Annotated in this window: 21 protein-coding genes; 11 read left to right on the forward strand and 10 right to left on the reverse strand. The window is 59.6% G+C overall.

Annotated features, from left to right (window positions below; all coding sequences use genetic code 11):
• Positions 1–281 precede the first annotated feature (281 nt).
• The 6 genes from tusD to F7R06_RS29445 all read left to right on the forward strand — a co-directional run bounded on the left by tusD (position 282) and on the right by F7R06_RS29445 (position 3,758).
• Complete coding sequence (gene tusD / locus F7R06_RS29420) at positions 282–674, forward strand: sulfurtransferase complex subunit TusD (RefSeq protein ID WP_090327434.1); 393 nt, start codon at positions 282–284, stop codon at positions 672–674.
• Position 675: 1 nt separating this feature from the next.
• Positions 676–1,038: a sulfurtransferase complex subunit TusC gene (gene tusC / locus F7R06_RS29425; protein WP_090323464.1), complete on the forward strand. Its 363-nt coding sequence runs from the start codon at positions 676–678 to the stop codon at positions 1,036–1,038.
• Entirely contained in the window at positions 1,038–1,331 is a 294-nt protein-coding gene (gene tusB, locus F7R06_RS29430; RefSeq protein WP_090323465.1) for a sulfurtransferase complex subunit TusB, read from the forward strand. The genes tusC and tusB overlap by 1 nt, the downstream gene beginning before the upstream one ends.
• Entirely contained in the window at positions 1,328–1,663 is a 336-nt protein-coding gene (locus F7R06_RS29435; RefSeq protein WP_090323467.1) for a TusE/DsrC/DsvC family sulfur relay protein, read from the forward strand. The genes tusB and F7R06_RS29435 overlap by 4 nt, the downstream gene beginning before the upstream one ends.
• Complete coding sequence (locus F7R06_RS29440; RefSeq protein WP_090323468.1) at positions 1,660–2,661, forward strand: glycosyl transferase family protein; 1,002 nt, start codon at positions 1,660–1,662, stop codon at positions 2,659–2,661. Before F7R06_RS29435 ends, F7R06_RS29440 begins: the two co-directional genes overlap by 4 nt.
• 89 nt (positions 2,662–2,750) lie before the next feature.
• Positions 2,751–3,758 (forward strand): glutathione S-transferase family protein, encoded by a 1,008-nt coding sequence (locus tag F7R06_RS29445; RefSeq protein WP_090323470.1) that lies wholly within the window; start codon positions 2,751–2,753, stop codon positions 3,756–3,758.
• 120 nt (positions 3,759–3,878) lie between these two features.
• On the opposite strand, the gene cysG is transcribed toward F7R06_RS29445, so the two are convergent.
• The 7 genes from cysG to F7R06_RS29480 form a co-directional block, all read right to left on the reverse strand.
• Complete coding sequence (gene cysG, locus F7R06_RS29450) at positions 3,879–5,273, reverse strand: siroheme synthase CysG (RefSeq protein WP_090323472.1); 1,395 nt, start codon at positions 5,271–5,273, stop codon at positions 3,879–3,881.
• Positions 5,274–6,554, reverse strand: a complete 1,281-nt coding sequence (gene serS / locus F7R06_RS29455) for a serine--tRNA ligase (RefSeq protein ID WP_090323474.1) — start codon at positions 6,552–6,554, stop codon at positions 5,274–5,276.
• Between the two features lie 15 nt (positions 6,555–6,569).
• A complete protein-coding gene (crcB, locus tag F7R06_RS29460) occupies positions 6,570–6,944 on the reverse strand; it encodes a fluoride efflux transporter CrcB (protein ID WP_090323477.1) in 375 nt (124 codons plus the stop codon).
• Positions 6,944–8,266 (reverse strand): replication-associated recombination protein A, encoded by a 1,323-nt coding sequence (locus F7R06_RS29465; RefSeq protein ID WP_090323478.1) that lies wholly within the window; start codon positions 8,264–8,266, stop codon positions 6,944–6,946. Before F7R06_RS29465 ends, crcB begins: the two co-directional genes overlap by 1 nt.
• A gap of 150 nt (positions 8,267–8,416) precedes the next feature.
• Positions 8,417–9,037: an outer membrane lipoprotein periplasmic chaperone LolA gene (gene lolA, locus F7R06_RS29470; protein ID WP_047527704.1), complete on the reverse strand. Its 621-nt coding sequence runs from the start codon at positions 9,035–9,037 to the stop codon at positions 8,417–8,419.
• A gap of 65 nt (positions 9,038–9,102) precedes the next feature.
• A complete protein-coding gene (locus F7R06_RS29475; protein WP_090323480.1) occupies positions 9,103–11,514 on the reverse strand; it encodes a DNA translocase FtsK in 2,412 nt (803 codons plus the stop codon).
• Entirely contained in the window at positions 11,489–11,734 is a 246-nt protein-coding gene (locus tag F7R06_RS29480; protein ID WP_139204801.1) for a hypothetical protein, read from the reverse strand. Before F7R06_RS29480 ends, F7R06_RS29475 begins: the two co-directional genes overlap by 26 nt.
• Positions 11,735–11,833: 99 nt before the next feature.
• On the opposite strand from F7R06_RS29480, the gene trxB reads away from it, so the two are divergent.
• The 4 genes from trxB (at position 11,834) to infA (ending at position 14,632) form a co-directional block, all read left to right on the forward strand.
• Positions 11,834–12,793, forward strand: a complete 960-nt coding sequence (trxB, locus tag F7R06_RS29485; protein WP_090323481.1) for a thioredoxin-disulfide reductase — start codon at positions 11,834–11,836, stop codon at positions 12,791–12,793.
• A gap of 64 nt (positions 12,794–12,857) precedes the next feature.
• Positions 12,858–13,538, forward strand: a complete 681-nt coding sequence (aat, locus tag F7R06_RS29490) for a leucyl/phenylalanyl-tRNA--protein transferase (protein ID WP_090323483.1) — start codon at positions 12,858–12,860, stop codon at positions 13,536–13,538.
• 56 nt (positions 13,539–13,594) lie between these two features.
• Positions 13,595–14,302: an arginyltransferase gene (locus tag F7R06_RS29495; RefSeq protein WP_090323484.1), complete on the forward strand. Its 708-nt coding sequence runs from the start codon at positions 13,595–13,597 to the stop codon at positions 14,300–14,302.
• Between the two features lie 111 nt (positions 14,303–14,413).
• Positions 14,414–14,632, forward strand: coding sequence for a translation initiation factor IF-1 (gene infA, locus F7R06_RS29500; protein ID WP_002553999.1), 219 nt, complete (start codon positions 14,414–14,416; stop codon positions 14,630–14,632).
• Positions 14,633–14,892: 260 nt separating this feature from the next.
• Here the strand turns inward: infA and clpA are convergent, their stop codons facing one another.
• Positions 14,893–17,163 (reverse strand): ATP-dependent Clp protease ATP-binding subunit ClpA, encoded by a 2,271-nt coding sequence (gene clpA, locus F7R06_RS29505; RefSeq protein WP_090323486.1) that lies wholly within the window; start codon positions 17,161–17,163, stop codon positions 14,893–14,895.
• Positions 17,164–17,193: 30 nt separating this feature from the next.
• Positions 17,194–17,577: an ATP-dependent Clp protease adapter ClpS gene (gene clpS / locus F7R06_RS29510; RefSeq protein WP_020799529.1), complete on the reverse strand. Its 384-nt coding sequence runs from the start codon at positions 17,575–17,577 to the stop codon at positions 17,194–17,196.
• A gap of 224 nt (positions 17,578–17,801) precedes the next feature.
• Between clpS and cspD the strand changes: the two genes are divergently transcribed.
• A complete protein-coding gene (cspD, locus tag F7R06_RS29515; protein ID WP_139204802.1) occupies positions 17,802–18,068 on the forward strand; it encodes a cold shock domain-containing protein CspD in 267 nt (88 codons plus the stop codon).
• Positions 18,069–18,145: 77 nt separating this feature from the next.
• Here cspD and icd read toward each other — a convergent pair whose 3' ends face one another.
• Positions 18,146–19,402: an NADP-dependent isocitrate dehydrogenase gene (gene icd, locus F7R06_RS29520; RefSeq protein ID WP_090323489.1), complete on the reverse strand. Its 1,257-nt coding sequence runs from the start codon at positions 19,400–19,402 to the stop codon at positions 18,146–18,148.
• Between the last annotated feature and the right edge of the window lie 250 nt (positions 19,403–19,652).

Genomic DNA, 19,652 nt, shown 5'->3' on the forward strand with positions numbered 1-19,652 from the left:
GAAAGGTATGTTTTCCCAGATCGATGGCGACAATAGTTACGTTGTTCATGGCAATGGCCTCCGAAAGACACCCTGTGAAAGCTTAGAGAGCGATCACAGGGTGTGAGGGGATAGCCATTTCATTAGTAGATCTGCGGCGAACGACGATTATGTGATCGACGCATTACCTGTGGGAGCTGGCTTGCCAGCGATTGGCGGCAACCCGGTCCCCGCAAAAACGCCCTTCGCCGGCCCACCGATAAAGCTTTATCATGGCCGCAGTTTTGCTGATCGAGTCCATCATGAAGTTCGCCATCGCGCTGTTTTCCGCCGCCCATGCGCCCTCCTCGCGCCGTGCCCTGCTGTTCGCCCAGGCCGCGCTGACCGGCGGGCATGAAATTGTCCGGCTGTTTTTCTACCAGGACGGCGTGTACAACGCCTCCAGCAGCGTGGTCACGCCCCAGGACGAGCAGGACCTGCCCAAGCAATGGCGCGCCTTTGTTTCCGAGCACCAACTCGATGGCGTGGTGTGCATCGCCGCCGCCCTGCGCCGCGGTGTGTTGAACGAAGAAGAAGCCAGCCGCTATCAACGTGAAGCCGTCGCCGTCGGCGCGCCGTGGGAATTGTCCGGCCTCGGTCAGCTGCATGATGCGGTTCAAGATGCCGACCGCCTGATCTGTTTCGGAGGTGCTTGAAATGGCCAAATCCCTGCTGATCATCAGTCGCCAATCGCCCTGGTCCGGGCCGGGCGCTCGCGAAGCGCTGGACATCGTGCTGGCCGGCGGTGCCTTCGATCTGCCCATTGGCCTGCTGTTTCTCGATGACGGCGTATTGCAGCTCGCCGCACGACAGAACGCCAAATCCCTGCAACAGAAAGACCTGAGCGCCAACCTTCAGGCCCTGCCGATGTTCGGTGTCGAGGAGCTGTTTTTCTGTGCCGACAGCGCCGCCGAACGTGGCCTGGACACCAGTGCCCTGTCGCTGGAAGAAGCCCGGGTGCTGACTGCCAACGAAATCACGGCGCTCATTGACCGTTACGATCAGGTGATTACCCTCTGATGTCGACTTTGCATGTGTTGTCTCATTCCCCCTTCGGCGACTCGCGCCTGAACAGTTGCCTGCGCGTGATCGGCGCCAACGACGCGCTGCTGCTGTCCGGCGACGCGGCCTATGCCTTGCAGCCGGGCACTGCGCCTTGCGCGGCGCTGAACGCTCGCGGCCTGACCCTCTACGTGTTGGCCGAAGATGCCCAAGCGCGGGCCATCGCCGTTCCAGACTGGGCCACGGCCATTGATTACTCGGCCTTCGTCGAGCTGTCGATCCACCACGACAAGGTCAACAGTTGGCTATGAATTCCCTGACAGTCGGCACACGTACCATCGCGCTGGACAAGGACGGTTTTCTGCTCGAACTCAGTGATTGGTCGACTGAAGTTGCCACCGCCCTGGCGGCAGCCGAAGACATCGAACTGACCCCTGAACACTGGGAAATCCTTGAGCTGCTGCGCAGTTTCTACGCCGAATTCCAGTTGTCGCCGGCCACCCGTCCGCTGATCAAATACACCGCTTTGAAACTCGGTCCGACCAAGGGCAACAGCCTGCACCTGAACCGATTGTTCAAAGGCACCCCTGCCAAACTCGCCGCGAAACTGGCGGGCCTGCCCAAACCGACGAATTGCGTATGATCGACTATCCAGCGCTGACCCTCGAAACGCCCGCCGAACACCCGTTCGCCCAGTTCGTGCGGATTCTCGGCAAAGGCAAACGCGGTGCCCGTGACCTGACCCGCGAGGAAGCCCGTGAAGCCATGGGCATGGTGCTTGACGACAAGGTCGAGGACACCCAGCTCGGCGCGTTCCTGATGCTGCTACGGCACAAGGAAGAAAGCGCCGAGGAAATGGCCGGGTTCACCGAAGCCTTGCGTGAGCGCTTGAAGTCGCCCTCTCTGGCGGTGGATCTGGACTGGCCGACCTATGCCGGCAAGAAGCGTCATTTGCCGTGGTATCTGCTGGCGGCCAAGTGCCTGGCGCAAAACGGCGTACGCATCTTCATGCACGGCGCTGGCGCCCATACGGCGGGCCGACTGTACAGCGAACAATTGCTGGATTTACTGCAGATCCCGCTGTGCCGCAACTGGCAGCAGGTCCGCGAGGCACTGGACAACGGCGGCCTGGCCTTCATGCCGTTGGTGGACTGGGCGCCGCAACTGCAACGCATGATCGACCTGCGCAACACCCTGGGCCTGCGCTCGCCGATCCACTCCCTGACGCGCATTCTCAACCCGTTGGGTGCGCGCTGCGGCCTGCAAAGCATTTTCCACCCTGGCTATCAGGCGGTGCACCGCGATGCCAGCGGCTTGCTCGGTGACACCGCGATTGTGGTCAAGGGCGATGGCGGCGAGATCGAGATCAATCCCGATGCCGACAGTCACCTGTATGGCACCACGGGTGGCGAGAGCTGGGACGAGGAATGGCCGCAGCTGTCGAGCCAGCGCCACGTCAAACCGGCCAGCCTCGACCCCGAACACCTGAAAGCCGTCTGGCGCGGGGATGTGGTCGACAGTTATCCGCAGATGGCCCTGATTTCCACCATGGCCCTGGCATTACGCGGCCTCGGACAGAGCCGCGAACAGGCGTTCGAAACCGCACAGCGGTACTGGGATGCTCGGGACAAATCGATTTAATCGATCATAACCGCCCAACCTTTGCGCTTTTTGTTCGAACTCATGGGAATAGACTCCACTCCAACGATTATGGGTTTAGGAGTCTGAGCATGGGTTTGTTAGTCGAAGGTCGCTGGCAGGACAAGTGGTACGAAAGCAGCAAGGACGGCGCGTTTCAGCGAGAACAGGCGCAGCGCCGTCACTGGGTGACGGACGACGGCAAGCCGGGACCGACCGGCGTCGGCGGCTTTGCGGCCGAGGCCGGTCGTTATCACCTTTATGTTTCCCTGGCCTGTCCGTGGGCCCATCGCACGCTGATCCTGCGCAAACTCAAGGGCCTCGAAAATCTGATCGACGTGTCGGTGGTCAGCTATCTGATGCTGGAAAACGGCTGGACCTTCGACAAGTCCCATGGCTCAACCGGCGACAAGCTTGATCACTTCGACTTCATGCACCAGCGCTACACCGCCGATACCGCCGACTACACCGGGCGTGTCACCGTGCCGGTGCTGTGGGACAAGCAACAGCAGCGCATCGTCAACAATGAATCGGCGGAAATCATCCGCATGTTCAATGGCGCGTTCGACGCGCTGACCGGCAATGACTTGGACTTCTACCCGGCGCCGCTACGCAACGAGATCGATGCGCTGAACGAGCGGATTTATCCGGCGGTGAACAATGGCGTGTACCGTGCCGGGTTTGCCACGTCGCAGCAGGCTTATGAAGAAGCGTTCGATGAATTGTTCGCAGAACTGGATCGACTGGAGCAATTGCTGGGTGCCAACCGCTACCTGACGGGGGAATACCTGACCGAAGCGGATATCCGCCTGTTCACCACATTGATTCGATTCGACGCGGTGTATTACGGGCACTTCAAGTGCAATCTGCGGCGGATTGCCGATTATCCGAACCTGTCGAACTGGCTGCGGGAGATTTATCAGTGGCCGGGCATTGCCGAGACGGTGGACTTCACCCACATCAAGCATCACTACTACGGTAGCCACAGGACCATCAACCCGACCGGCATCGTACCCAAAGGCCCGAAACAGGACTTCAGCGCAGCCCATGATCGGGCTCGGTTGAACGGCAAAGGGGTTTGGCGCAGGGCCGGAGTCTGATCTGAATCTTGCGGTGTTTTAAGGACGTAATCGCGAGCAGGCTCGCTCCCACATTTGATTTGTGTCGTTCACAAATCCCCTGTGGGAGCGAGCCTGCTCGCGATCGGGGCAACCCGTTTTTCAGACCTGCGCCTGAGCCCCTTCGAACCACGCCAGTTTCTCGCGCAGTTGCACCACCTCACCCACGATCACCAATGTCGGCGCATGCACTTCATGCTCCGCCACCAGCCGTGGCAGATCGGCCAGGGTGCCGGTAAACACTCGCTGGTTGACCGTGGTGCCCTGCTGGATCAACGCCGCCGGGGTATTGGCGTCGCGACCATGCTTGATCAGCTGTTCGCAGATGATCGGCAGGCCCACCAGGCCCATGTAAAACACCAGGGTCTGCGCCGGGGCAACCAGATCGGCCCATGGCAGATCGGTGGAACCGTCCTTGAGATGGCCGGTGACAAACCGCACTGACTGCGCGTAATCACGGTGAGTCAGCGGGATCCCGGCGTACGCCGCGCAACCGCTGGCCGCCGTGATACCCGGCACGACCTGGAACGGAATGCCTTGGGCCGCCAGTTCTTCAATCTCTTCACCGCCGCGGCCGAAGATGAACGGATCACCGCCCTTCAACCGCACCACACGCTTGCCTTGCCTGGCCAGGTCCACCAGTTGCTGGTTGATCTGATCCTGCGGCACGGCGTGATCGGCGCGACGCTTGCCGACATAAACCCGCTCGGCATCGCGCCGACACAGCTCGAGAATCGCCGGTGCCACCAAGCGGTCATACAGCACCACATCGGCTTGCTGCATCAGGCGCAGGGCACGGAAGGTCAGCAAGTCGGGATCACCGGGGCCGGCGCCTACCAGATACACCTCGCCGGTCGCCACGGGCGCTTCACCGTCAATTTTCACTTGCAGCAAACGCTCGGCTTCGGCGCCCTGCCCGGCCAGTTGCCGGTCGGCAATCGGTCCCTGGAACACGTCCTCCCAGAATGCCCGGCGCTGTTGCACATCCGGGAACAGGCCTTTGACCTGATTACGGAAGCGTGCCGCCAGACCGGCCAGTTGACCGTAGGTGGAGGGAATCCAGGTTTCAATCTTGGCGCGGATCAAGCGTGCCAGGACCGGCGCATCGCCGCCGCTGGACACGGCAATCACCAGGGGTGAGCGGTCGACGATGGCCGGGAAGATCACGCTGCACAGGGCCGGCGCGTCCACCACATTGACCGGCACGCAACGCCTATGGGCATCGGCGGAGACTTGCGCGTTCAGCGATTCGTCATCGGTGGCGGCAATGATCAGCCCGCAACCGTCCAGGTCCGCCTCGACGTAACCGCGCAGCACGCACTCGCCACCACTGAGGGTGACCAGTTCGCTCAATTGAGTTTCGATTTCAGGTGCGACCACCCGCAGTAGCGCACCGGCATCGGCCAGCAGGCGGGATTTGCGCAAGGCAATTTCCCCCCCGCCGACGACCAACACACGACTGCCGCGAAGGTTATGGAACAGCGGCAGATAGTTCATTCAGCCGATGACCTCGAGGCCACCCATGTACGGCTTCAGCACTTCAGGCACACGGATCGAACCGTCGGCCTGCTGGTAGTTCTCCAGCACTGCCACCAGGGTACGACCGACCGCCAGGCCGGAGCCGTTCAGGGTGTGGACCAGTTCCGGCTTGCCGGTTTCCGGGTTGCGGAAACGTGCCTGCATGCGACGGGCCTGGAAGTCGCCGCAGTTGGAGCACGACGAGATTTCACGGTACTTGTCCTGGCTCGGGATCCACACTTCCAGATCGTAGGTCTTGATCGCGCCGAAGCCCATGTCACCGGTGCACAGTGCAATGGTGCGATAAGGCAGTTCCAGCAGTTGCAGGACTTTCTCGGCGTTGGCGGTCAGGCCTTCCAGCGCTTCCATCGAGGTCGAAGGCTCGACGATCTGCACCATCTCGACCTTGTCGAACTGGTGCTGGCGGATCATGCCGCGGGTGTCGCGACCCGACGCACCGGCTTCGCTGCGGAAGCATGGGGTGTGGGCAACGAACTTGATTGGCAGCTGTTTCGAATCGACGATTTCACCGGCCACGATATTGGTCAGGGACACTTCGGCGGTCGGGATCAGGTACAGATCAGCCTCGCCTTCACGGGCGATCTTGAACAGGTCTTCTTCGAACTTGGGCAACTGGCCGGTGCCTTGCAGCGCCGGGGCCTGGACCAGATAAGGCGTGTAAGCCTCTTCGTAGCCGTGCTCGGTGACGTGCAGGTTGATCATGAACTGCGCCAGGGCGCGGTGCAGACGGGCAATCGGCCCGCGCAACAGGGAAAAACGTGCGCCGGAGAGCTTGGCGGCGGTTTCGAAGTCCAGCCAGCCGAATTTCTCGCCCAGGGCAACGTGGTCCTGAACCGGGAAATCGAACGCGGTCGGAGTACCCCAGCGGCGCACTTCGACGTTGTCTTCTTCGTCTTTGCCGACCGGTACGGACTCGTGTGGCAGGTTTGGAATACCGAGCAGGATCGAGTCCAGCTCGGTCTGGATCGCGTCCAGTTCGACCTTGCCGGCACTCAACTCGCCGGCCATGCGCTCGACGTCCGCCATCAACGGCGCGATGTCTTCGCCGCGCTGCTTGGCCTGACCGATGGATTTGGAGCGCGCATTACGTTCAGCCTGCAGGGCTTCGGTGCGGGTCTGGACGGTCTTGCGCTGTTCTTCCAGCGCTTCGATGCGCGCGACATCCAGGGCAAAGCCGCGGGATGCCAGGCGGTCCGCTACGTCCTGAAGGTTGCTACGTAACAGTTTGGAATCGAGCATGTCGGTCTCTCGTTATCAAAGTTTGGTCAAGGACAGGCCAGCCCAGGTGGCGAGCAGCCCGCCGAATACGCTGATGGCAGCATAGCCCAGTGCCAGCGGCACCTGCCCGCTTTCAAGCAGGCGCACCGTATCCAGTGAAAAGGATGAAAAAGTCGTCAGCCCTCCGAGGAAGCCGACGATCAACCCGGCGCGTACCTCGAACGGCACCTCCGGGCGAATCAAAAACAGACCGTATAGAAAGCCGATCAGCAAACAGCCCACGATATTAACGGCCAGCGTCGCGGTATAGAAGTGCCGCGGCCAATTAGCATTGACCCAGTTACCGGTGGCGAAGCGCAACAGCGTGCCGGCCATCCCGCCGACGGAAACCGCGATGATCAAGGGAACCACTATTTTCTCCGCTGCCGGGGGCTTAAACGGTCAAGTTGCGCCAGGTGATTGAGCTTCTCGCCAATCTTCAATTCCAGGCCGCGTGGTACGGGCTGATAGAAGGGTTGAGGTTCGAGCTCTTCCGGAAAGTAGTCTTCGCCGGCGGCATAGGCATCCGGCTCGTCGTGGGCATAACGGTATTCGTCGCCATAGCCCAGCTGTTTCATCAGTTTGGTCGGGGCATTGCGCAGGTGCAGCGGCACTTCCAGGGAGCCGTGCTCGGTGGCGCTGCGCATCGCGGCCTTGAAACCCATGTACACCGCGTTGCTTTTAGGCGCGCAGGCCAGGTAGGTGATGGCCTGGGCCACCGCCAATTCGCCTTCGGGACTGCCGAGGCGCTCCTGCACCTCCCACGCCGCCAGGCACAGGCTCAGCGCGCGCGGGTCGGCATTGCCGATGTCTTCGCTGGCCATGCGCACCACGCGCCGGGCCAGGTACAACGGATCGCAACCGCCGTCGATCATCCGCGCAAACCAGTACAGCGCGCCATCGGGGTTGGAGCCGCGTACCGATTTATGCAGCGCGGAAATCTGGTCGTAGAACGCTTCGCCACCCTTGTCGAAACGACGACGGGTATCGCCCAGCAGGCTTTGCAGCAGATCTACACCCATTTCGCTGTTGTCTTCGGCGAGATCCGAGGCGTTTTCCAGCAAATTGAGCAGGCGCCGGCCATCGCCATCGGCGGCCGACAACAGCATCTGGAAGCCTTCATCGCTCAGGGTCAGCTGGCGCTTGCCCAAGCCACGCTCTTCGGTCAGCGCACGCTGTACCAGTTTGCGCAGCGCCGCTTCGTCGAGGCTCTTGAGCACGTAGACGCGGGCGCGGGAGAGCAAGGCGTTATTGAGTTCGAACGAAGGGTTTTCCGTGGTCGCGCCGATGAAAATCAGCGTGCCGTCTTCAACGTATGGCAGGAACGCGTCCTGCTGCGACTTGTTGAAGCGATGCACTTCGTCGACGAAAAGGATGGTGCGCTTGCCGTATTGCCCGGCCTGTTGCTTGGCGATTTCCACGGCCTGGCGGATTTCCTTGACCCCGGCCAACACCGCCGACACCGTTTCGAAATGCGCGTCCGAGACTTCCGCGAGCAGGCGCGCCAGGGTGGTCTTGCCCACGCCCGGCGGCCCCCAGAAGATCATCGAATGCAGGGCACCCTGCTCCAGCGCTTCGCGCAATGGCTTGCCGCGAGCGAGCACGTGTTCCTGACCGACGTACTCGTCCAGATTGGTCGCACGCAAGCGGGCGGCCAATGGTTGGGCAATCGGGGCACTGCGAAACAGGTCCATCACTACCTCTGAAACCTCAATTGGACACCGTCCCCATTGTAGGAGCGAGCCCGCTCGCGATGGACTTACGGGCACCGCTGGGTGTCAGGCCGCCAGCGTTATCGTTAACGCCCATCGCGAGCAGGCTCGCTCCTACAAGGGTGTTGCGTCTTATTCCTGGATCACGTCCGCACCCTTGGGGATGTCGAACTTGAATTTCGAGGCCGGGATCGGCTCGTTGGCCTTCACGCCGGTGAACAGGATATTGGTGCGCTGACCGACACTGTCAATCAGTTGCATGTCGTTGACCAGGCCATTGCGGAACGACAGGCGCAGGCTGTCGAACAAGGTGTCCTTGGTTTTCGGCTTCAAGGTGAAGTCGATCACGCCGCCGGCTTCCTTGGCGCTGATGTCGAAGCTCTGGCTGATCTTGGACACGTCACCGGACAGCAGCAAGGCCGGAGTCTGGGTCAGGCGCTGGTCGAGATTCTTGATGGTGGCCTGTTCCAGATCGGGGTCCCACAGGGTCACTTTCTTGCCGTCGGAGACCATGGTCTGCTCGGCTGGCGCATTGGTGTGCCAGTAGAACAATCCCGGGCGTTGCAGGGACATCTCACCGGCGGTTTCCTGCAATTGGGTGCCCGTGCCATCAAGGGTCAGCTGGGAGAAACGCGCGGTCAGGGTCTGGGATTTTTCCAGCAGTTGAGTCAGGCGCGCCACGTCCTTTTCATCGGCGTGGGCCGAGAGCGTGGTCAAGGCCAGTACCGGCAGCAGCATGCGGATAAGACGCATGGAAGTCCTCATAACATTCGTGGGAGTGCAGGCGGCGCCTGAAGACGCCGCCCTTCAAAATCAGGTCAGTCGCGCACCGGGCCAGGGGCCAGGACTTCACGCGAACCGTTGGTGTTCATGGACGTCACGACCCCGGCCATTTCCATGGCTTCGATCATGCGCGCAGCGCGGTTGTAGCCGATTTTCAGCTTGCGCTGAACCGCGGAAATGGACGCGCGACGGCTTTCCAGAACGAACTGCACCGCCTCGTCGTACAGCGCGTCGGCTTCCGGATCGTCACCGTCACCGCCCCCGCTGCTGCCTTCAAAGCCACTGCCGGCCTCTTCGACACCGTTGAGAATGTCGTCGTTGTACTCCGGCGCACCGCGCAGTTTCCAGGCTTCGACCACCCGGTGAACCTCGTCATCGGAAACGAACGCGCCGTGGACACGAATCGGCAGACTGGTGCCCGGCGGCATGTACAGCATGTCACCGTGGCCCAGCAGTTGTTCGGCGCCGCCTTGGTCGATGATGGTCCGGGAGTCGATCTTGCTCGATACCTGGAACGCCATGCGGGTCGGGATGTTGGCCTTGATCAGGCCGGTGATCACGTCCACCGACGGACGCTGGGTCGCGAGAATCAAGTGAATGCCGGCGGCACGCGCCTTCTGGGCGATACGGGCAATCAGTTCTTCAACCTTCTTGCCGACGATCATCATCATGTCGGCGAATTCGTCGACGACCACGACGATGGTTGGCAGTTTTTGCAGCAATGGCGCTTCGTCGTGGATGCTTTCGCGCTTGTACAGCGGGTCGCTCAACGGTTCGCCGGCGTCCTGGGCTTCCTTGACCTTGGCGTTGAAGCCCGACAGGTTCCGTACCCCCATCTTCGCCATCAGCTTGTAACGCCGCTCCATCTCGGCAACGCTCCAGCGCAGGGCGTTGGCGGCGTCCTTCATGTCGGTCACCACCGGGCACAGCAGGTGCGGAATGCCCTCGTAGATCGACAGTTCCAGCATTTTCGGGTCGATCATGATCAGTTTGGCGTCTTCCGGGCCGGACTTGAACAGGATCGACAGGATCATCGCGTTCACACCCACCGACTTACCGGAACCGGTGGTACCGGCCACCAGCAGGTGCGGCATTTTCGCCAGATCGGTGATCACCGGCTTGCCGCCGATGTCATGACCCAGGGCCAGGGTGACCGGCGATTTGAAATTGTCGTATTCGGGCGTCGAGAGTACTTCGGAGAAACGCACGATCTGCCGGTCTTCGTTGGGGATCTCGATACCGACCGTGGTCTTGCCGGGAATCACTTCCACGACCCGCACACTGGTCACGGCCAGGGAGCGCGCGAGGTCTTTGGCCAGGTTGGCGATACGACTGACCTTGACCCCGGCCGCCGGCTGGATTTCGTAGCGGGTGATCACCGGCCCCGGATGGATCGAGTCCACGGTGACTTCGACGCCGAACTCCTTGAGTTTGATTTCCAGCAAGTGACCGACCGCCGCCAGGGACTCCGGTGAATAGTTGAGCTGTTTCTTTTCCGCAGGGTCGAGAATCGAGATCGGCGGCAAGGTGCCTTCCACGGCACTGTCGACGAACAGCGGCGCCTGTTTCTCTTTCTGTACGCGCTTGCTTGGCTCGGGGGCCTTGACCGGGGCCGGCGCGATCACCGGCGGCACCTGCTTCTCGCGCTCGGACATGTGCTTGCTCAGCGCCTGCTCACGCTCGATCAGACGCTCCTTGACCTTGGCCTGTTCGCGCTTGTCGGTAACGGTCGGCGCGACCACGTCATGCACCCGATCGTCGACTTCTCGCAACTGCGCGACCAGTTGCTTGCGTTCGGTACGCGCTGCCCACCAGCGATTGGCCGCGCCCTGGAACAGCTCGAAAAGGTCGAGGGTGATCTTGCCGGTGAGGTCCATCACCTTGAACCAGGACAGGTCGGTAAACACCGTCAGGCCGAACAGGAACAGCGCAATGAACAGCAGCGTACTGCCCTGGATGTTCAGGGCGTTCTTTGCCAGATCGCCGAGGCTTTCCCCCAGTGCGCCGCCCGCCCCGGCCGGCAGACCGGTCGCGGCATGGAAATGGATGTGCGCCAATGCAGCGCCGGACAGTACCAGAAACACCAGGCCGATCAGGCGCCAGGAAAACAGCCAGCCGCTCCACTGCCATGGCTCATGGCGTTGACGGAATATCTGGTACGTCTTGATCGCCAGCAGCAACGGGAAGATGTAGGCGAAGTAGCCGAGCACCATGAACAGGATATCGGCGCTGTAGGAACCCGCCGGCCCTCCAAAGTTCTGTACGTCATCGATCTTGCTGTTATGGCTCCAGCCCGGATCGTCCTTGCCATAGGTCAACAAGGCCATCATCAGGAACAGGCACAAGGCACCAATGGCGATCAATGCACCTTCCTTGAGTCGGTAGTGCAGATGCTGGCGCCAGAGCGGAACGACGGCTGGTTTAGGTGCTGCGGTGGATTTCTTCAAAACGCTTCTTTTCCTGCGCCTGCGGCGCGTCCATCTGTTGAATGACTATGGAAACTGCCAAAAAAACTGCCCAATCCAGGCAGGTAAAAAAGTTAACGGACGTAACAGGGACTACTTTTAACACTGCGCCTTGGTTTTTATAAACACGAAGCGCAATGCTTATTTTGTTACAAACACTGTTACAGCCAGGCATTGTACGGGTTTGTTCGTCCGATGCCATGCTTGAAACCTTAGCTTGTAGCATAGTCAAAAGCACATGACGTGCGACTCAATTTGAGCACGCATTCTCTTTTGTGACAAAGGCTTATGAGGTGTTTTTATGAGCGAAGCGAAGCATCACCGCCTGATCATTCTGGGTTCCGGCCCCGCCGGTTACAGCGCAGCCGTGTATGCCGCCCGCGCCAACCTCAAACCCGTTGTCATTACCGGCATACAGGCAGGTGGCCAGCTCACCACCACCGTCGAAGTCGATAACTGGCCCGGCGATGTCGAAGGCCTTACCGGCCCCGCCCTGATGGAGCGCATGCAAAAACACGCCGAACGCTTTGACACAGAGATCGTTTACGACCACATCCACACGGCCAAGTTGCAACAGCGCCCGTTTGAACTTACGGGAGACAGCGGAACCTACACCTGCGATGCGCTGATTATCGCCACCGGGGCATCCGCGCAATACTTGGGGCTGCCCTCGGAAGAGACGTTTGCCGGCAAAGGCGTTTCAGCCTGCGCGACCTGTGACGGCTTTTTCTATCGCAATCAGGTCGTCGCCGTGATCGGTGGCGGTAATACCGCGGTTGAAGAAGCGCTGTACTTGTCGAACATCGCCAAGGAAGTCCATTTGATTCATCGTCGCGACAAGTTGCGCTCGGAGAAAATCCTGCAAGACAAGCTCTTCGAAAAAGCCGCCAATGGCAATATCCGCCTGCACTGGAACCAGCATCTGGATGAAGTGCTGGGCGATGCCAGCGGCGTCACCGGCGCGCGCCTGCGCGATAGCCATACCGGGGCCACACAGGAATTACCCCTGGCCGGCGTGTTCATCGCCATTGGCCACAAGCCCAACACCGACCTGTTCGTCGGCCAGCTGGAAATGCGGGACGGCTACCTATTGGTCAAGGGCGGCAACGAAGGCGACGCCACGGCGACGGCCATCCCTGGCGTATTCGCTGCCGGTGATGTGGCCGACCATGTCTATCGCCAGGCCGTCACTTCGGCCGGAGCGGGCTGCATGGCGGCGCTGGATGCGGAAAAATACCTGGACGACATTCCCGTCGTTTGACGGCACACTGAGTGGCGGACCGACAATCCGCCACCGCCCTCCCCTCTCTGCAAGCCCGAACGCCATGCTGACTTGGTTACAACGCAACACATTGACTTTCCCGCCGCTGGAAAAAGCCATGCGCGACCCCAACGGCCTGTTGGCCGCCGGGGGCGATCTGTCCGCCGATCGGCTGATCCGGGCCTACCGTCACGGCTGCTTTCCCTGGTTCTCGGAAGGCCAGCCGATTCTCTGGTGGTCGCCGGACCCCCGCACTGTGTTGTTTCCCGACGAACTGCACGTCTCGCGCAGCCTGAACAAATTGCTGCGCCAACAACGCTACCAAGTGACATTCGATCAGGATTTTGCCGCAGTCATCCGCGCCTGCGCCGCGCCGCGGGAATACGCTGACGGCACCTGGATCACGCAAACCATGCAGGACGCCTATCTGGAGCTGCACAAACGCGGCTACGCCCATTCGGTGGAGGTCTGGGATCAGGGCGAACTGGTTGGCGGGTTGTATGGCCTGGCAATGGGGCAATTGTTTTTCGGCGAATCCATGTTCAGCCGCGCGGACAACGCCTCCAAATATGGCTTTGCCACCCTGGTGCGACATCTGAAAGACTCGGGGTTCGTGCTGATCGATTGCCAGATGCCGACCGATCACCTGCACAGTCTGGGCGCCCGAGCGATTCCCCGTCGCGCGTTTGCCGGCTATCTGGCGCAGTATCTGGACCAGCCCAGCCGCGCAACCTGGGTTTGCTGAGCGACTTTTGCGCGCGTGGCTTACACTTATTCAAAAGCTTATCCCGAGGGTTGATCATGACCGAGTTGGCGCGTTTGAAGTTCTATGCCACTCAGCCCCACTCTTGCAGTTATCTGCCCGAAGAGCAGGCGACAACCCTGTTCCTCGATCCTAGCCAGCCCATGGATGTGCATGTCTATGCGGACCTGTCGGAAATGGGTTTTCGTCGCAGTGGCGACCACCTCTATCGGCCGCATTGCCAAAACTGCAATGCGTGCGTACCTGCACGCATCCCTGTAGGGCAATTCACGCCTAACCGTCAGCAGAAACGCATTTTCAAACGCAATGCCGACTTGCAGGTACGCCCGGCCAAGCCAGGCTTCAGCGAAGAGTATTTCGACCTTTACCAACGCTATATCGAACAGCGTCATGCCGATGGCGACATGTACCCACCGAGTCGCGATCAGTTTTCGACGTTTCTGGTACGCGATCTGCCGTTTTCACGCTTCTACGAATTCCGCCTCGATGGACGGCTGCTGGCCATCGCCGTCACCGACCTTTTGCCCAACGGTCTGTCGGCGGTCTACACCTTCTACGAGCCTGGCGAAGAGCGACGCAGCCTGGGGCGTTACGCGATTCTCTGGCAAATTGCCGAAGCCCGGCGCCTGGGGCTGGACGCGGTCTATCTCGGTTACTGGATCAAAAACTGCAAAAAAATGAGTTACAAGACGCAATATCGACCCATTGAACTGCTGATTAATCAGCGCTGGGTTGTTCTGAACTAGAGCACGGCCTAAACCCCTTGGCTTGAACCCCACTTTTCGGGCACAATGCACGCCGCTTTTGCCTGGCGCAGTTGCACCGGGCCATTCATTGGACACCGAGGGCTTTACTGCATGTCGAAAGAAGACAGCTTCGAAATGGAAGGCACTGTCGTCGACACCCTGCCCAACACCATGTTTCGTGTGGAGTTGGAAAATGGGCACGTCGTAACCGCGCATATTTCCGGCAAGATGCGCAAGAACTACATTCGTATTCTTACCGGTGACAAAGTGCGCGTCGAGCTGACGCCCTATGACTTGAGCAAAGGGCGCATCACTTACCGCGCTCGCTAAGGTAGGAGCTAGCTTGCTCGCGATAAACCTGAGGGTTACGCGTCTAGCCAGACTCCCCGCATCATCGTTGACGACCATCGCGAGCAAGCTCGCTCCTACAGAGACAGGGTCCGCTCGCTGATCAAGTCAACACAAAACGCCCGGCACTGCCGGGCGTTTTTGTTTGTGTGGGATTTCGATGGAGACTCCACCTTCATCACCAGATGCCGGATAGCAAATAGGCGCCAATCGGCGCCTATTTGCTCTGTAACGGTTTAACGTCAGGCCATTTCGGCCGTCGTCTCGAACTCGAAGGTCAGCTCGCCGTCCTTGATGTCGATGTGCACCACACCGCCATGTTCGGCCAGTTCGCCAAAGAGAATCTCCTCCGCCAGTGGACGCTTGATCTTGTCCTGGATCAGGCGAGCCATGGGTCGAGCACCCATCGCTACGTCGTAACCACCGGCCGCCAGCCAGCTGCGGGCAGCATCGGTGACTTCCAACAGCACACGCTTGTCCTCCAACTGCGCCTGAAGCTCGATAAGGAACTTGTCCACCACGCTCTTGATAACCTCGTGACTGAGGCGACCAAACTGGATGATGGTGTCCAGGCGGTTACGGAATTCCGGCGTGAAGCTTTTCTTGATCACCTCCATCGCGTCGGAAGAGTGATCCTGATAGGTGAAACCGATCGAAGCACGCGCTGCGGTTTCGGCACCGGCGTTGGTCGTCATGATGACGATCACGTTACGGAAATCCGCCTTGCGCCCGTTGTTATCGGTCAACGTACCGTGATCCATCACCTGCAGCAGCAGGTTGAAGACTTCCGGATGCGCCTTCTCGATTTCATCGAGCAACAGCACGCAGTGTGGCTGCTTGGTAATGGCTTCGGTCAGCAGACCGCCCTGATCGAACCCGACGTAGCCCGGAGGCGCACCGATCAAACGCGAGACGGTGTGACGCTCCATGTACTCGGACATGTCGAAACGAACCAGCTCGACACCCAGGGCCTTGGCAAGCTGACGTGCCGCCTCGGTTTTACCGACACCGGTAGGACCGGCGAACAGGAACGAACCGACAGGCTTGTCAGGCGACTTGAGGCCGGCACGGGACAGTTTGATCGCGGTCGCCAGGGAGTCGATCGCGGCATCCTGGCCAAACACCGTCAGCTTCAGGTCACGCTCCAGGTTGCGCAGCAGTTCCTTGTCGGAACTGGTGACGTGTTTTGGTGGAATCCGCGCGATTTTCGCGACGATGTCCTCGACCTGAGCTACCTCGATGCGTTTTACGCGCTTGTCGATCGGCTGCAGGCGCTGGTAGGCACCCGCTTCATCGATGACGTCGATGGCCTTGTCCGGCATGTGCCGGTCATTGATGTAGCGCGACGCCAGTTCGGCAGCGGCACGCAGGGCTTCATCGCTGTATTCGATGTTGTGATGGGTCTCGAAACGCCCTTTCAGGCCGCGAAGGATACCGATGGTGTCTTCCACCGAAGGTTCTGACACATCGACTTTCTGGAAGCGCCGAGCCAGGGCACGGTCTTTCTCGAAGATGCCGCGAAACTCCTGGAAGGTGGTCGAACCGATGCAACGGATATCACCGGAAGACAGCAACGGCTTGAGCAGGTTCGAGGCATCCATGACGCCGCCGGACGCTGCGCCCGCACCGATGATGGTGTGGATTTCATCAATGAACAGGATCGCCTGCGGACGTTTTTTCAGTTCATTGAGCAGCGCCTTGAAGCGCTTCTCGAAATCGCCGCGGTATTTGGTCCCGGCCAGCAAGGCGCCCAGATCAAGGGAGTAAACCACGCTATTGGCCAGCAGGTCCGGCACCTGGTTGTCGACGATGCGCTTGGCCAGGCCTTCGGCAATCGCGGTTTTACCCACGCCTGCCTCACCTACCAGCAGCGGATTGTTTTTGCGACGACGCGCCAGGATCTGCGCAACGCGCTCGACTTCCAGCTCACGACCGACCAACGGATCGATACGACCCTGGCGCGCGAGTTCGTTAAGGTTACTGGCATAAGCGTCCAGTGGGTTGCCTGAAGAAGAAGACTCACCGCCCTCGTCGTCCTGCATATCTTGCTCGCCCTCAGAGTGATCGCCGTGCCCTGGCACCTTGGAAATGCCATGGGCGATGTAGTTGACGACATCGATACGGGCAACGCTCTGCTGTTTCAGCAGGAACACTGCCTGACTCTCTTGCTCACTGAAGATCGCGACCAGCACGTTGGCGCCAGTCACTTCGCGTTTGCCCGAGCTCTGTACGTGAAACACAGCACGCTGCAGTACACGCTGGAAGCCCAGGGTTGGCTGGGTTTCACGATCCTCGTCATGCACGGGGATCAACGGCGTGGTGGAGTCGATGAACTCCTGCAGGTCGTGCTTGAGTTTGTCGAGGTTTGCGCCGCAGGCACGCAAAACGGTGGCGGCAGCCTCATTGTCCAATAGGGCCAACAGGAGATGCTCGACGGTCATGAATTCATGACGCTTCGAACGGGCCTCCTTGAAGGCAAGATTGAGGGTGACTTCGAGCTCGCGGTTTAACATAGCTTCACCTCATACCCAAGTGTCCGGCGATTAACCGTCCTTCTCGATTTCACAGAGTAGCGGATGCTGGCTTTCCCTGGCGTACTGGTTGACCTGCATGGCCTTGGTCTCGGCGATGTCGCGGGTAAACACTCCACATACTGCCCGCCCTTCTGTATGGACGGCCAGCATGACCTTGGTCGCCAGCTCGCGATTCAGGTTAAAAAACACCTCGAGCACTTCGACGACGAAATCCATCGGTGTGTAGTCATCATTGAACAAAACCACCTTGTACATCGGCGGCGCCTGTAGCGCAGGCTTGGCCTCCTGAACAGCAATGCCTGCGGAATCGTCGTCATGCTCCTCCGGGCGATCTTTCTGGAGAGTCGGGCGATCCTGATTGAATGTTAGTCGAATCTGGCTGATTGCATGCATGGAAAGAAAGGTTCGTCAGTTGTGCAAATACAGTGGTGGGGGCGACCATGGACGATTTCAACTCCGACTGCCTGGTCAGCTTGACTATCAGCAAAACGGTGTTACAACCAATAGAGCCCACAGTGGGTAAAAAAGGTCCGCGGAGTCAACTTTTTTCGAAGAAGTGACTGCGGATGAACTGGATGATACTCCAGTGATGGAGTCTGTTGCAGAGGGATATGGATATGTCAGGCGTCAAGGTCAGTGGCAAGGTGAAATGGTTCAATAACGCCAAGGGTTACGGATTTATCAATGAGGATGGCAAGAGCGAAGACCTGTTCGCTCACTACTCGGCCATCCAGATGGATGGTTATAAAACCCTGAAAGCCGGCCAGGCTGTCGTCTTCGAGATCATCCAGGGCCCTAAAGGCCTGCACGCCGTCAACATTGGCTTGCCACAGGACACCAGCGCAGTCGCAACACCTTCCGGACAACAAACCGTCACTGCCTGAACCACATACGCCCCGGTCAAATGAAAACACCCGACTCAATCGCTTGAGTCGGGTGTTTTTTTGTTGCCAGTATTCGCTTACATATGCGAGATCAGGGCATCGCCGAACGCCGAAGACGAAAGCAGCGTGGCGCCGTCCATCAAACGCTCGAAGTCATAGGTCACGGTCTTGGCCGAAATCGCGCCGTTGGTACCCTTGATGATCAGGTCGGCCGCCTCGGTCCAGCCCATGTGGCGTAGCATCATTTCCGCGGACAGAATCAGCGAACCCGGGTTGACCTGGTCCTTGCCGGCGTACTTCGGTGCAGTACCGTGGGTGGCTTCGAACATGGCCACGGTGTCGGACAGGTTGGCACCTGGCGCGATACCGATACCCCCTACTTCCGCCGCCAGGGCGTCGGAGAGATAGTCGCCGTTCAGGTTCAGGGTCGCGATGACATCGTATTCGGCCGGGCGCAACAGGATCTGCTGAAGCATGGCGTCGGCGATGGCATCCTTGACGATGACGTTCTTGCCGGTTTTCGGATTCTTGAACTGCATCCACGGACCGCCGTCGAGCAGGGTCGCGCCGAACTCTTCAGCCGCCACTTCGTAGGCCCATTCCTTGAAGGCACCTTCGGTGAACTTCATGATGTTGCCTTTGTGCACGATGGTCAGCGAATCGCGGTCGTTGTCGACCACATATTGCAGCGCCTTGCGCGCCAGACGCTTGGTGCCCTGCAGGGAAACCGGCTTGACGCCGATACCGCAGTTTTCGTCGAAACGGATCTTGGTAACGCCCATTTCCTCTTTGAGGAATTTGATGACCTTGGTGGCTTCAGGCGAACCGGCCTTCCACTCGATACCGGCATAAATGTCTTCGGAGTTCTCGCGGAAGATCGTCATGTCGACGTCGCCTGGCTTCTTGACCGGGCTCGGCACGCCTTCGAACCAGCGCACCGGGCGCAGGCAGACATAGAGATCGAGTTGCTGGCGCAGCGCCACGTTCAGCGAGCGAATGCCGCCACCCACCGGAGTGGTCAGCGGGCCCTTGATGGAAACCACGTAATCCTTGACTGCGTCCAGGGTTTCCTGAGGCAGCCAGGTGTCCTGATCGTAAACCTGAGTCGCTTTTTCCCCGGCGTACACTTCCATCCAGGAAATCTTGCGCTCGCCGCCGTAAGCCTTCTTCACAGCAGCATCGACAACCTTGATCATGACCGGGCTGATATCAACCCCAATGCCGTCGCCTTCGATGAAGGGAATGATCGGGTTATTAGGAACATTGAGAGAATGGTCTGCATTGACGGTGATTTTGTCGCCGACGGCTGGAACCTGAATCTTCTTGTAACCCATGCTGAACTCCATTGATTGGATTGAACATCTGGCTTCGTTCGAGCGTAACCCAGTTAAATCTGCGCGCAAACCCTATGTTCCTTCCACGTGCCGCAAAGCTGCACAACTGGCGACCTACAAGCCTGAAAGCAAAGGGAAAAGCGCCAAACTACAGCACGACGAATGACTCTACGCCCGACGCGCCCCTGCGACCTTTAGACCAATGGACGACAATCGTTGTGTATGAACCATCGGCAGATTGCCAGCTACC

It is taken from the genome of Pseudomonas moorei (assembly GCF_008801475.1).
Lineage (GTDB): Bacteria > Pseudomonadota > Gammaproteobacteria > Pseudomonadales > Pseudomonadaceae > Aquipseudomonas > Aquipseudomonas moorei.

Bases quoted from the DNA above. Each gene is read 5' to 3' on its own strand.
- aat (WP_090323483.1), top strand. From the start codon at position 12,858: ATGCTGACTTGGTTACAACGCAACACATTGACTTTCCCGCCGCTGGAA.
- tusC (WP_090323464.1), top strand. From the start codon at position 676: ATGGCCAAATCCCTGCTGATCATCAGTCGCCAATCGCCCTGGTCCGGG.
- F7R06_RS29435 (WP_090323467.1), top strand. From the start codon at position 1,328: ATGAATTCCCTGACAGTCGGCACACGTACCATCGCGCTGGACAAGGAC.
- lolA (WP_047527704.1), bottom strand. From the start codon at position 9,037: ATGCGTCTTATCCGCATGCTGCTGCCGGTACTGGCCTTGACCACGCTC.
- tusD (WP_090327434.1), top strand. From the start codon at position 282: ATGAAGTTCGCCATCGCGCTGTTTTCCGCCGCCCATGCGCCCTCCTCG.
- F7R06_RS29495 (WP_090323484.1), top strand. From the start codon at position 13,595: ATGACCGAGTTGGCGCGTTTGAAGTTCTATGCCACTCAGCCCCACTCT.
- F7R06_RS29480 (WP_139204801.1), bottom strand. From the start codon at position 11,734: ATGGCATCGGACGAACAAACCCGTACAATGCCTGGCTGTAACAGTGTT.
- cspD (WP_139204802.1), top strand. From the start codon at position 17,802: ATGTCAGGCGTCAAGGTCAGTGGCAAGGTGAAATGGTTCAATAACGCC.
- F7R06_RS29440 (WP_090323468.1), top strand. From the start codon at position 1,660: ATGATCGACTATCCAGCGCTGACCCTCGAAACGCCCGCCGAACACCCG.
- infA (WP_002553999.1), top strand. From the start codon at position 14,414: ATGTCGAAAGAAGACAGCTTCGAAATGGAAGGCACTGTCGTCGACACC.
- trxB (WP_090323481.1), top strand. From the start codon at position 11,834: ATGAGCGAAGCGAAGCATCACCGCCTGATCATTCTGGGTTCCGGCCCC.
- F7R06_RS29465 (WP_090323478.1), bottom strand. From the start codon at position 8,266: ATGGACCTGTTTCGCAGTGCCCCGATTGCCCAACCATTGGCCGCCCGC.
- F7R06_RS29445 (WP_090323470.1), top strand. From the start codon at position 2,751: ATGGGTTTGTTAGTCGAAGGTCGCTGGCAGGACAAGTGGTACGAAAGC.
- clpS (WP_020799529.1), bottom strand. From the start codon at position 17,577: ATGCATGCAATCAGCCAGATTCGACTAACATTCAATCAGGATCGCCCG.
- tusB (WP_090323465.1), top strand. From the start codon at position 1,038: ATGTCGACTTTGCATGTGTTGTCTCATTCCCCCTTCGGCGACTCGCGC.
- icd (WP_090323489.1), bottom strand. From the start codon at position 19,402: ATGGGTTACAAGAAGATTCAGGTTCCAGCCGTCGGCGACAAAATCACC.
- serS (WP_090323474.1), bottom strand. From the start codon at position 6,554: ATGCTCGATTCCAAACTGTTACGTAGCAACCTTCAGGACGTAGCGGAC.
- cysG (WP_090323472.1), bottom strand. From the start codon at position 5,273: ATGAACTATCTGCCGCTGTTCCATAACCTTCGCGGCAGTCGTGTGTTG.
- clpA (WP_090323486.1), bottom strand. From the start codon at position 17,163: ATGTTAAACCGCGAGCTCGAAGTCACCCTCAATCTTGCCTTCAAGGAG.